General features: G+C 71.7%; 7 protein-coding genes and 1 pseudogene. 2 read left to right on the top strand and 6 right to left on the bottom strand.

What is annotated here, in order from left to right; translation table 11 throughout:
* Positions 1-13: 13 nt before the first annotated feature.
* Complete coding sequence (locus ACFWZ5_RS40930; RefSeq protein WP_384803147.1) at positions 14-1,468, bottom strand: amino acid permease; 1,455 nt, start codon at positions 1,466-1,468, stop codon at positions 14-16.
* A gap of 184 nt (positions 1,469-1,652) precedes the next feature.
* Positions 1,653-3,464, bottom strand: a complete 1,812-nt coding sequence (locus ACFWZ5_RS40925) for an AMP-dependent synthetase/ligase (RefSeq protein ID WP_384803150.1) — start codon at positions 3,462-3,464, stop codon at positions 1,653-1,655.
* A 146-nt stretch (positions 3,465-3,610) separates the two neighbouring features.
* Between ACFWZ5_RS40925 and ACFWZ5_RS40920 the strand changes: the two genes are divergently transcribed.
* Positions 3,611-4,369: a MerR family transcriptional regulator gene (locus tag ACFWZ5_RS40920; RefSeq protein ID WP_384803153.1), complete on the top strand. Its 759-nt coding sequence runs from the start codon at positions 3,611-3,613 to the stop codon at positions 4,367-4,369.
* A 30-nt stretch (positions 4,370-4,399) separates the two neighbouring features.
* On the opposite strand, the pseudogene ACFWZ5_RS40915 reads toward ACFWZ5_RS40920, so the two are convergent.
* The 4 genes and pseudogenes from ACFWZ5_RS40915 to ACFWZ5_RS40900 form a co-directional block, all read right to left on the bottom strand.
* Positions 4,400-6,575 (bottom strand): annotated as a pseudogene (locus ACFWZ5_RS40915) (3-hydroxyacyl-CoA dehydrogenase NAD-binding domain-containing protein).
* A 263-nt stretch (positions 6,576-6,838) separates the two neighbouring features.
* A complete protein-coding gene (locus tag ACFWZ5_RS40910; protein ID WP_384803156.1) occupies positions 6,839-8,053 on the bottom strand; it encodes an acetyl-CoA C-acetyltransferase in 1,215 nt (404 codons plus the stop codon).
* A 20-nt stretch (positions 8,054-8,073) separates the two neighbouring features.
* Positions 8,074-9,216, bottom strand: coding sequence for an acyl-CoA dehydrogenase family protein (locus ACFWZ5_RS40905; protein WP_384803164.1), 1,143 nt, complete (start codon positions 9,214-9,216; stop codon positions 8,074-8,076).
* Between the two features lie 9 nt (positions 9,217-9,225).
* Entirely contained in the window at positions 9,226-10,473 is a 1,248-nt protein-coding gene (locus tag ACFWZ5_RS40900) for a CaiB/BaiF CoA transferase family protein (RefSeq protein ID WP_384803159.1), read from the bottom strand.
* Positions 10,474-10,668: 195 nt separating this feature from the next.
* Here ACFWZ5_RS40900 and ACFWZ5_RS40895 point away from each other — a divergent pair, with 195 nt between their 5' ends.
* The gene (locus tag ACFWZ5_RS40895) at positions 10,669-11,856 is read left to right on the top strand and encodes a saccharopine dehydrogenase family protein (RefSeq protein ID WP_384803161.1); all 1,188 of its coding nucleotides are present in this window, start codon (positions 10,669-10,671) and stop codon (positions 11,854-11,856) included.
* The last annotated feature ends 273 nt before the right edge of the window (positions 11,857-12,129 follow it).

Below are 12,129 nucleotides of genomic sequence, written 5' to 3'. Positions count from 1 at the left end.
GTACCCCGGCCTGCTACTTCGTGAGCTGGGCCGCCTCGCGGTCGGCCTTGCGGCGGATGCAGTACCAGCCCACGGTGAGGGCCGCGGCGACCACCGGGATCAGGAACAGCGTCTTGCGGCCCACCTCGGCGTCCTTCCACATCAGGCCGAGCACGGCCAGGAGGAACGCGATGGTGACGTACTCGGTGATGCCGCTGCCGGGCAGCCGGAAGCTGGGCCGCTCGAACGCGCCCTCGTTGGCGCGCTTCACGAACGCCAGGTGACAGATCATGATCGTGATCCAGGTGCCGATGATGCCGAGCGACGCGACGTTCAGGACGATCTCGAACGCCTGGTCCGGCACGACGCGGTTCAGGCCGACGCCGAGCACACCGATCGACGCGGTGAGCAGGATGCCGCCGTAGGGCACCTGGTTGCGGTTCATCCTGGCCGTGAACTTCGGGGCCGAGCCCGCCATGGCCATCGAGCGCAGGATGCGGCCGGTGGAGTACAGGCCGGAGTTCAGCGAGGACATGGCCGCCGTGAGGACGACGAAGTTCATCACGTCACCGGCGCCCGAGACGCCGATCTTGGAGAGCACGGTGACGAAGGGGCTCTCGTCGGCCGAGTACACCGAGCCGGGCAGGAGCAGCGCGAGCAGCACGACCGAGCCGACGTAGAACAGGCCCACGCGCCACATGATCGAGTTCACCGCGCGCGGCACGATCTTGTGCGGGTCCTTGGTCTCGCCCGCCGCGACGCCGACCAGCTCCAGGGAGGCGTACGCGAAGACGACGCCCTGGAGGACGATCACGACCGGCATCAGGCCGTTCGGCAGGAAGCCGCCGTGGTCGGTGATCATGTTCAGGCCGGGCTTCTCGCCGCCGACGTCGTGCTGCGTGGACACCAGGAAGATGCCGATGAACATGAACGCCACGAGCGCCGCGACCTTGATGATCGCGAACCAGAACTCCATCTCGCCGAAGTACTTCACCGAGATCAGGTTCACCGCGAGCACCACCGCGAGGGCGACGAGCGCGAGCACCCACTGCGGGATGTCGGTGAAGAAGCTCCAGTAGTGCGTGTAGAGCGCGATCGCCGTGATGTCGGCGATGCACGTCGTCGACCAGTTGAGGAAGTACATCCAGCCGGCGACGTAGGCGCCCTTCTCGCCGAGGAACTCACGCGCGTAACTGACGAACGAGCCGGACGAGGGGCGGTACAGGACCATCTCGCCGAGGGCGCGTACGACGAAGAAGGCGATGATGCCGCACACGAGGTACGCGACAGCGAGCGCGGGGCCCGCCGAGTGGAGGCGGCCACCCGCCCCGAGGAAGAGGCCGGTGCCGATCGCGCCACCGATGGCGATCATGTTGACGTGGCGGGCCTTGAGGTCCTTGCTGTAACCGGCGTCGCCCGCGTCCGCGGGGGCCTGGGACTCAGCGGCGCGCGCTGCGTCCACGGCCGTGTCTACGGCGTCGTTGCTCACGTGGAAGGTCCACTCTGTGGTGCCCGGAAAGAGCTCCCGGGGTCCGGATGTGCTCCGGCCCGTGGTGCCCCTGACGCACCACGGACCGACCCGACACCTTCCCTCACAGATCGCTTATAACGCGGTGGCGCACGTCACATAGCGGTACTTCTCACATGGTGGGAGGCTTCTGTACAGGCCTGTGTCATACGGCGTACAGCTCCTCGATGAGGTCCCGGTACTTGGCCGTGATGACCCGGCGCCGCAGCTTCAGGGACGGCGTGAGCTCCCCGGTCTGCGGCCCCCACTCCTCGCCGAGCAGCCGGTGGCGCTTGACCTGCTCGGTGCGGTTGAGGCGCGCGTTGGCCGCCTCGACGGCGCGGGCCACCTCGTCCCTGACCTCCTGGCTCGCGGTCGGGTCGCCCTCGATGCCGCGCGCCGCCGTCCAGGCCGCGGTGGTCTCCGGGTCCAGGACGAGCAGCGCCACCAGGTACGAGCGGCCGTCGCCGTGGACCAGGGCCTGGCCGATCAGCGGGTGCTCCTTGAGGGTGTTCTCGACGAGCGCGGGCGCCACGTTCTTGCCCGTGGACGTGATGATGAGCTCCTTCTTGCGGTCGGTGATCCACAGATAGCCGTCCGCGTCGAGCCGCCCCACGTCGCCGGTCGCGAACCAGCCGTCCGCGCCCCGCACGTCGTCGATGCCGCCGTCGGCCCGCAGATAGCCCTCGCACACGAAGGGGCCCCGCACCAGGATCTCGCCGTCGTCGGCGACCCGTACCTCCATGCCCCGCAGCGGCTTGCCCACCGAGCCGACCCTGAAGGCCTCGGGGCCGTTGGCCGTGACGGGGCCCGAGGTCTCCGTCAGACCCCACGCGTCCATGATCACCACACCGAAGCCGGCCCAGAACCGCGCCACGTCCACCGGCATCGGCGCCGCCGCGCTCGACGTCCACAGGAGCCGGTCGAGCCCGGCGAGCCTGAGCAGCGGGTCCAGGACCTGCTCCTTGGCGGCGCGGTAGGCGGCGTCGAGGTCCGCGGGCGGCGCTTCGCCGCGCTCACGGCAGGCGACGTGCGCCCGGGCCGTCTCGTTCGCGGCCGCCACGGCGCTCCGCCGCTCCGCGGGCAGCCCGGCGAGCGCCGTTCGGAAGGACGCGGCGAGCTTCTCCCACACGCGCGGGACGCCGAAGAACTGCCGCGGGCGCAGCTCCCGCGCGGTGGCGGCGAGCAGCGCCGGGTCCGCGCACAGGTGCACGGGCGAGGCCCGGAACAACGGCAGGTAGATGCCGAGGACGCGCTCCGCGATGTGCGCGAACGGCAGGTAGCAGATGTGCTCGACGTGCGGCGGGAAGTCGGTGACCTCGTCCAGGGCCATGGAGTCGAGCAGGACGCCCCGGTGGGTCAGGCACACGCCCTTGGGGTCGCCGGTGGTGCCGGAGGTGTAGACGACGGTCAGCAGGTCCGTGGCGCGGCTCTCGCGCCAGGCCTTCTCGAACGTGTCGGGGTGGTGCAGGCGGGCGCCCGTCGCGTGCAGCGAGCCGTACGTGCGGTGCTCTCCCGCGGCCGCCGGGTCGACGACCACGAGGCGTTCCAGGGGCGTGGTGGCGTCGTCGATGAGCGGTTCGAAGCGGGCGATCTCGCGCTCGCCCTCGACGATCGCGAAGCGGGCGCGGCTGTGCCGGGCGATGTGGGCGACCTGCTCGGGCGCCGACGTGCCGTACACCGTGACGGGCACGGCGCCGATGTGGACCAGGGCGAGGTCGCTCAGCCAGTGCTCGGGGCGGTTGCCCATCATCATCAGGACGTGCTCGCCGCGGCGGACGCCGAGGGCCGCGTATCCGGCCGCGAGGACCGCGACCTTGCGGCGCACCTCGCTCCAGGTCAGCGTCGTCCACCGAGTCGCACCGCCCTCGCGCCAGGACAGCGCGGGCAGTTCGGGATGGTCCTCGGCGTTGCGCAGCAGCAGGGCGGGGAACGTGAGGTCGGCCGGGTTCCCGGGAAGACGCAGGTTCGTGGTCATGAAACCGCCTCCTGGCACCGTCGGTTCGCACCGTCGGTTCGTCATCGGCTACGTGGCGTGACGGGATCGGAGACTTTCACAGCGGCGGTGGCACAGCAATACTGTTGCACCGCATTACTGCACGACGCGGGGAGGCGACGCAGGCCATGACGACGGACACGGAGGCATCCGCCGACGAAGCGACGTTCACGGTCGACGAACTGGCCGCGCGCGCGGGCGTCACGGTCCGCACGATCCGCTTCTACGGCACCAAGGGCCTGCTGCCGCCGCCCGTGATCGGCCCGCGCCGCGTCGGCCACTACGGCCCTGCGCACCTCTCCCGCCTCGTCCTCATCGAGGAGCTCAAGGACCAGGGCATGACGCTCGCCGCGATCGAGCGGTACCTGGAGCGCCTGCCGCCCGACCTGAGCGCGCACGACCTGGCCATCCACCGCGCGGTGGTGGCCTCCTGGGCGCCGGACTCGGCGGAGGACGTCTCCCGCGCGGAGCTGGAGCGCCGGGCGGGCCGCGCCCTGTCGGACCAGGACGTGGAGCGGCTCGCGGCGATGGGCGTCGTCGCGTACGACGCCGACGCGGACCGCTGCCGGATGGACCCCGGTCTGCTGCGGCTCGGGGTGCGGCTGCTCGACGTACCGATCCCGCACGAGACGATCCTGGCCGCGCGCACGGTCCTGCTCGAGCACTCGCGCTCGGCCGCGCACGAGCTGTCGCGGCTCTTCCGCGACGAGGTCTGGAGCCCCTACCGCGAGCGGGAGTCGGACCCGGCGGACCCCGAGCACGTGGCGGCGCTGAAGGCGATGAAGTCGCTCTCGGCCCATATGCAGCCGCTGGTGGTGCAGGCGCTGGTGACCGCGTTCCAGCGGTCCCTGAAGGAAGAGCTGAGGGAGTGGCTCAAGGACACCTGAGCCACTCCCCCGGCGGCGCGTCCGGCGCCGTCAGTCGTCGCTGAACCGCTCGCCGCGCTCCGCCTTCTCGACGAGCAGCGCGGGCGGCGTGAACCGCTCTCCGTAGCGCTCGGCGAGCTCGCGGGCGCGGGCCACGAAGCCGGGCAGGCCCCCTTCGTAGCCGTTGATGTACTGGAGCACGCCGCCCGTCCAGCCCGGGAAGCCGATCCCGAGGATGGAGCCGATGTTGGCGTCGGCGACCGACGTCAGGACGCCCTCCTCAAGGAGGCGCACGGTGTCGAGCGCTTCGGAGAACAGCATCCGCTCCTGCATGTCGCGGAACGGGACCATGTGGCCCGGCTTGCCGAAGTGCTCGCGCAGGCCCGGCCACAGGCCCGTGCGCTTGCCGTCGTCGCCGTAGTCGTAGAAGCCCCCGCCGCCGCTGCGGCCGGTGCGGCCGAACTCGTCGACCATGCGGTCGATGACGGCCTCGGCCGGGTGTGCGGGCCAGGTGCCGCCCGCCTCCTCGATCGCCCGCTTCGACTCGTTGCGGATCTTGCGGGGCAGCGTCAGGGTCAGCTCGTCCATCAGGGACAGGACCTTCGCCGGGTAGCCCGCCTGGGCGGCGGCCTGCTCGACGGACGCGGGCTCGATGCCCTCGCCGACCATCGCGACGCCCTCGTTGATGAAGTGCCCGATGACGCGGGAGGTGAAGAAGCCGCGCGAGTCGTTCACGACGATCGGGGTCTTGTTGATCTGGCGTACGAGGTCGAAGGCGCGCGCGAGCGCCTCCTCGCCGGTCCGCTCGCCCTTGATGATCTCGACGAGCGGCATCTTGTCGACGGGCGAGAAGAAGTGCAGGCCGATGAAGTCGGCGGGCCGGGCGACGCCCTCCGCGAGGACGGTGATCGGCAGCGTCGAGGTGTTGGAGCACAGCAGCGCGTCCGGCGCGACGACGTCCTGGATCTCCTGGAACACCTTGTGCTTGAGCGCGGGGTCCTCGAAGACCGCCTCGATCACGGCGTCGCAGCCCGCGAGGTCCGCCGGGTCGGCGGTCGGCGTGATGCGGGCGAGCAGCGCGTCGGCCTTGTCCTGGGTGGTGCGGCCGCGCGCGACGGCCTTGGCGCACAGCTTCTCCGAGTAGCCCTTGCCCTTGGCCGCGGCCTCGGCGGACACGTCCTTGAGGACGACGTCGATGCCGGCGCGGGCGCAGGAGTAGGCGATGCCCGCGCCCATCATCCCGGCGCCGAGCACGGCGACCTTGGTGACCTGGCGCGGCTCGACGCCCCCCGGCCTGCTGCGGCCCGCGTTGACGGCCTGGAGGTCGAAGAAGAACGCCTGGATCATGTTCTTGGCGGTCTGCCCCGTGACCAGCTCCGTGAAGTACCGGGCCTCGATGGTCAGCGCGTTCTCGAAGTCGACCTGGGCGCCCTCGACGGCGGCCGCGAGGATGTTGCGCGGGGCCGGGTAGGGGGCGCCGTTCAGCTGCTTCTTCAGGTTGGCGGGGAACGCGGGCAGGTTGGCGGCGAACTTCGGCTGGGCGGGGGGTGCCGCCCGGGATGCGGTAGCCGGGCACGTCCCAGGGCTGCTGCGACTCGGGGTGGGCGTCGATGAAGGCGCGGGCCTTGGCGAGCATCTCCTCCTCGGTCGCGGCCACCTCGTGCACGAGGCCGTTCTCCAGGGCGCGCCGCGGGGTGTACTGGGTGCCCTGGAGCAGCACCTTGAGCAGCGCGTCCGTGATGCCGAGCAGGCGTACGGTGCGGGTGACGCCGCCGCCCGCGGGGAGCAGGCCGAGGGTGACCTCGGGCAGGCCGATCTTGGAGCCGGGCGCGTCGAGGGCGACGCGGTGGTGGCTGGCCAGACAGATCTCGTAGCCGCCGCCCAGGGCCGCGCCGTTGATGGCGGCGACGACCGGCTTGCCGAGGGTCTCGATGCGGCGCAGGGAGTTCTTGATGGCCGTGCCGGTCTCGAACGCCAGCTGGGCGTCCTCGGGCCCGAGCTTGATCATTTCCTTGAGGTCGCCGCCCGCGAAGAAGGTCTTCTTGGCGGAGGCGTAGATGATGCCGCGGATCGCGTCCTTCTCGGCCTCGGCGCGGTCGGCGATCGCGGCGATGGAGTCCTTGAACGCCTGGTTCATGGTGTTCGCGGACTGGTTCGGGTCGTCGAGGACGAGCGTGACGACGCCGGTGTCGTCCTGTTCCCAGCGGATGGTCGTGCTTTCGGTCATGTCGGTGTCTCCGTGAAGTCTGTGGCAGGCGGAATCTGGGGAGGGCGGCTGGGGAGTCGTGGCCGTCTGACCGCCGGTGGGGGCTGGTCGCGCCCGCGCGGCGGAGCCGCATGTGTCACGGCCCCGCACCCCTGAGGCATGCGGCTGCGCCGCGCCTCATGAGGGCGCACGGAGTGCGCCTCTCAGGGGCGCGGGGAACTGCGCGAGCAACCACGACGCACCCGCGGTCGGCGACGCACCCCAAACCCCTACGGCGCGAAGCGCTACAGCCGTTCCACGATCGTGGCGATGCCCATCCCACCGCCCACGCACAGGGTGGCCAGCCCGTACCGGAGGTCCCTGCGCTCCAGTTCGTCGACGAGCGTGCCCAGGATCATCGCTCCGGTCGCGCCAAGGGGATGTCCCAACGCAATCGCGCCGCCGTTGACGTTGACCTTGTCCAGGCTGAGGCCCATGTCCTTGACGAAGCGCAGGACGACCGCGGCGAAGGCCTCGTTGATCTCGACCAGGTCGATGTCGTCGATGGTCAGACCGGCCTTGGCGAGGGCCTTGCGGGTCGCGGGCGCGGGTCCGGTGAGCATGATGGTGGGCTCGGAGCCGGAGACGGCGACGGAGACGATGCGGGCGCGCGGGGTGAGGCCGTAGCGCTCGCCGACCTCCTTGTTGCCGATGGCGACGAGCGCGGCGCCGTCGACGATGCCGGAGGAGTTGCCCGCGTGGTGGACGTGGTCGATCTTCTCCACCCAGTGGTACTTCTGCAGCGCGACCGCGTCGAAGCCGCCCAGGTCGCCGATGTCCTTGAAGGACGGCTTGAGCTTCGCCAGGGTGTCGGCGGTGGTGCCGGGCCTGATGTGCTCGTCGTGGTCGAGGACGGTGAGGCCGCTGCGGTCCTTCACGGGGATCACGGACTTCTCGAAGCGGCCCTCCTTCCAGGCCGTGGCCGCGCGCTCCTGGGACAGGGCGGCGAACTCGTCGACGTCGCGCCGCGAGTAGCCCTCCAGGGTGGCGATCAGGTCGGCGCCGATGCCCTGCGGCACGAAGCCGGTGGCGAGGTTGGTCATCGGGTCGTTGAACCAGGCGCCGCCGTCGGAGGCCATCGGCACCCGCGACATGGACTCGACGCCGCCGGCGAGGACGAGGTCCTCCCAGCCGGAGCGGACCTTCATCGCCGCCATGTTGACCGCCTCCAGGCCCGAGGCACAGAAGCGGTTCTCCTGGACGCCCGCGACCGTGTCCGGGAGTCCGGCGGCGACGGCGGAGATCCGGGCGATGTCGGAGCCCTGGTCGCCGACGGGCCCGACGACGCCGAGCACGATGTCGTCGATGGCCGCCGGGTCAAGGCCCGGGGAGCGCCGCTGGATCTCGTGCAGGAGGCCGACGACGAGGTCGATCGGCTTGGTGCCGTGCAGGGCGCCGTTCGCCTTGCCGCGGCCGCGCGGGGTGCGGATCGCGTCGTATACGTACGCTTCGGAGCTCACTGAATAGCCTTTCGGGAGGGTCAGTCGAGGAGGGCCCGGCCGATGATCTCCTTCATGATCTCGGTCGTGCCGCCGTAGATGGTCTGGATGCGCCCGTCGGTGAACGCCTTCGCGACGGCGTACTCCGTCATGTAGCCGTAGCCGCCGTGCAGCTGCAGGCACCGGTCCGCGACCCGTTTCTGCAGCTCCGTCGCCCACCACTTGGCCATCGACGCGTGCACCGCGTCGAGTTCCCCGTTCGAGTGATCCACGATGCAGCGGTCGAGGAACGTCCGCGTGACGGCGCATTCCGTGGCCATCTCGGCGACCTCGAAGCGGATGTGCTGGAGCTTGGCGAGGGGGCGGTTGAAGGCCTCGCGCTCCTTGACGTACGCCGTGGTGATCTCCAGGAGGTGCTCGGCGGCGGCGATCCCGGCGACGGCGATGGCCATGCGCTCCTGGGCGAGGTTCGTCATCAGGTGCACGAAAGCGCCGTTGAGCTCGCCGAGCAGGTTCTCCTTCGGCACGCGCACGTCGTGGAAGAACAGCTCGGCGGTGTCCTGCGCCTTCTGGCCGATCTTGTCGAGGTTGCGGCCGCGCTCGAAGCCCGCCATGTCCCGCTCGACGACGAGCAGGGACAGGCCGTGCGCGCCGCCCTCGGGCGTCGTCTTCGCGACGACGATGACGAGGTCGGCGAGGATGCCGTTGGAGATGAACGTCTTGGAGCCGTTGAGCAGCCAGTGGTCGCCCCGGTCCTCGGCGGTGGTGCGGATGCCCTGGAGGTCGGAGCCCGCGCCGGGTTCCGTCATGGCGATGGCGGTGATCAGCGAGCCGTCGCAGAAGCCCGGCAGCCAGCGCCGCTTCTGCTCGTCGGTGCCGAGCGAGGTGAGGTAGGGCCCGATGATGTCGTTGTGCAGGCCGATGGCGAGGCCCGACGCGCCGGCGCGGGTGAACTCCTCGGCGAGGACGGCGGCATAGCGGAAGTCGGCGTTCCCTCCGCCTCCGTACTCCTCGGGCACGGCGATGCCGAGCAGCCCCTGCTTGCCCGCCGCGCGCCACGCGTCCCGCGCGACGATGCCGTCCTTCTCCCACTGCTCGTGGTGGGGCGCCACCTCCTTGGCGAGGAAGGTGCGGACGGTGTCGCGGAACGCGTCGTGCTCGGCGGTGAAGATCTGCCGTTCCATGGCCATGGATCACGTCTCCTGGGCTGCTGTCGCGGTGCTCGGGCCGTTCGGGTCGGCGCTGGGCGCGGGGGCGTCGGTGTCGGTGTCGGTGGGCGCGGGGGCCTCATCGCCGCCGGGCGCCGGCACGTCGGTGTCGCTGAGCGCGGGTACGTCCCAGTCGCGGGCCACGGACGCGGTGTCGGCGCCCGGCCGTGCGGGCCCCGAGCGCACCGCCGTGGGGGTCGCCGAGAAACGCGGGGCGGGCGCGGGCTGGGTGATGCCGCCGTGGTCGGTGAAGGTGGACCGGGCGGCCAGGTGCGGGTGGTGCGGGGCCTCGCGCAGCGAGAGGACCGGCGCGACACAGGCGTCCGAGCCTTCGAAGACTGCCGTCCACTCGTCGCGCGTACGGGTCGCGAAGCGGGCGGCGACGGCGTCGCGCAGCTCGTCCCAGCGCGCGAGGTCGTGCCGCGCGGGCGCGAGCTCCTTCAGGCCGATCAGCTCCATGAACTCGTCGTAGAACTGCTGCTCCAGGGCGCCGACGGCCATGTGGCCGCCGTCGGACGTCGCGTACGTGCCGTAGAACGGGCAGCCGCCGTCGAGGAGGTTGGCGCCCCTGCGGTCCTGCCAGCCGCCCGCCGCGACCATGCCGTGGATCATCGCGGCCAGATGCGCGGCGCCGTCCACGATCGCGGCGTCCACGACCTGTCCGGTGCCGTGCTCGCGCGCGTGGTGCAGCGCGGCGAGGACTCCGACGACGAGGTAGAGGGAGCCACCCGCGTAGTCACCGAGGAGGTTCGCGGGGACCGCGGGCGGCCCGTCCGGCGCGCCGATCATGCCGAGGGTGCCGGTGAGGGCGATGTATGCGATGTCGTGCCCGGCGCGCTGCGCGAGCGGCCCCTGTTGGCCCCAGCCTGTCATGCGGCCGTAGACGAGCCTCGGGTTGCGGGCCAGGCAGGCCTCGGGGCCGACGCCGAGGCGCTCCGCGACGCCGGGCCGGTACCCCTCGACCAGGACGTCCGCCCGCTCGACGAGACCGAGCACGCGCTCCGCGCCGTCCCGGGCCTTGAGGTCGACGACGACGCTGCGCTTGTTGCGGTTCGTCACGTCGTACGCCGGGTCGATGGCGAGCCCGGGGCCGCCCGGGCGGTCCACGCGCACGACGTCGGCGCCCAGGTCGGCCAGGAGCATGGCGGCGAACGGGCCGGGCCCGATGCCCGCGAGTTCGACCACCCGCACCCCGGCGAGCGGACCGTGAACGCCTTTGCGCGGCACTGCCATTGAGCCCCCAGCGCTATGACACAACCGATGTAACACCACTGATGCCAATGATGCTAAGAACGTGTTCCACCGGGCACAAGCCCTGGACGAGCAAGCGCTTAGCCGATTCCCGGAATCGGGGGCGCGCTAGCCTCGGGGATCCGTCAACCGCATGGATACGGCACGGAAACGGCACGGCAACGGCACGGAGGCGCCATGAGCAGTCACGACAAGGACCGTCCGTACGACATCGTGCTCTTCGGAGCGACCAGTTTCGTGGGGGTGCTGACCGCCGAGTACCTCGCCGCGCACGCGCCGGACGCGTTGCGCTGGGCGATCGCCGGGCGGGACACGGGCAAGCTGGAGCGGCTGCGGGAGCGGCTCTCCGTGGACCATCCGCGGTGCGCCGCGCTCCCCCTGGTGCACGCCGACGCCGGCGACCCCGCGTCCCTGCGGGACCTGGCCGCCCACGCGCGCGTGGTCGCCTCGACCGTCGGCCCCTACCTCACGTACGGGCAGGACCTGGTGGCCGCCTGTGCCGACCTCGGCACGGACTATCTCGACCTCTCCGGAGAGCCCGAGTTCGTCGACCTCATGTACGTACGGCACGACGCCCGCGCGCGGGAGACCGGGGCGCGGCTCGTGCACGCCTGCGGGTTCGACTCCGTGCCGCACGACCTCGGCGTGTACTTCACCGTCAAGCAGCTGCCCGAGGACGTGCCGCTGCGCGTCGACGGCTTCGTCCGCACCAACGGGCGCTTCTCCGGCGGTACGTTCTCCTCCGCGCTGCAGCAGTTCGCGCGCGGGCGGCAGATGGTGGCCGCCGCGCGCGAGCGGCGGCGGCACGAGCCGCGGCTCGTCGGCCGCACCGCGTACGCGCCGCCGAGCGGGCCGCGGTACGCCGGTGAGGTCGGCGCGTGGGCGCTGCCGCTGCCGACCATCGACCCGCAGATCGTGCAGCGCTCGGCGCGGGCCCTGCCGCGGTACGGGCCCGACTTCCGCTACCGGCACTACGCCGCCGTGAAGTCCCTGCCCGTCGCCGTCGGCGGGGTCGCGGCGATCGGCGCGGTCCTCGCCGCCGCGCAGGTCGCCCCCGCGCGGCGGTGGCTGTCCGGGCTCGTCAAGCCCGGCGACGGGCCGGATGCCGCGCGGCGGGCCGCCAGTTGGTTCTCCCTGCGGTTCGTCGGGGAGGGGGGCGGGCGGCGCGTGTACACCGAGGTGACGGGTGGGGATCCCGGGTACGGGGAGACCGCGAAGATCCTCGCGGAGGCGGCGATGTGTCTGGTGTACGACGATGTGCCGGAGGTGGCGGGGCAGGTGACGTCTGCGGTGGCGATGGGCGAGGCGTTGGTCGCTCGGCTTGCGGGGGTGGGGGTGGGGTTCAGGGTGGTCGCGGTGCGCTGACCCTGGGGCCGTCCCTTTCCCACCCGCCCGCCCGTTTCCAGCGTCCCGCAGGGTGACCGCCCCCCGCGGGGGTTACCCGCCATCGGCGACTGCAGCCTCGTCGGCTGTTTCCCACCCGCCCACCCATTTCCAGCGTCCCGCAGGGTGGGCGCTCCCCGCGGGGGTTACCCGCCATCGGCGACTGCAGCCTCGTCGGCTGTTTCCCACCCGCCCGCCCGCTTCCGGCGTCCCGCGGGGTGGGCGCCCCCTGTGGGGGTTGCCCGCCATCGGCGA

Source organism: Streptomyces sp. NPDC059003 (genome assembly GCF_042740445.1).
Lineage (GTDB): Bacteria > Actinomycetota > Actinomycetes > Streptomycetales > Streptomycetaceae > Streptomyces.
The sequence above is the reverse complement of the archived record's forward strand: the minus strand, read 5'-3'. Positions and strand labels throughout refer to the sequence as shown.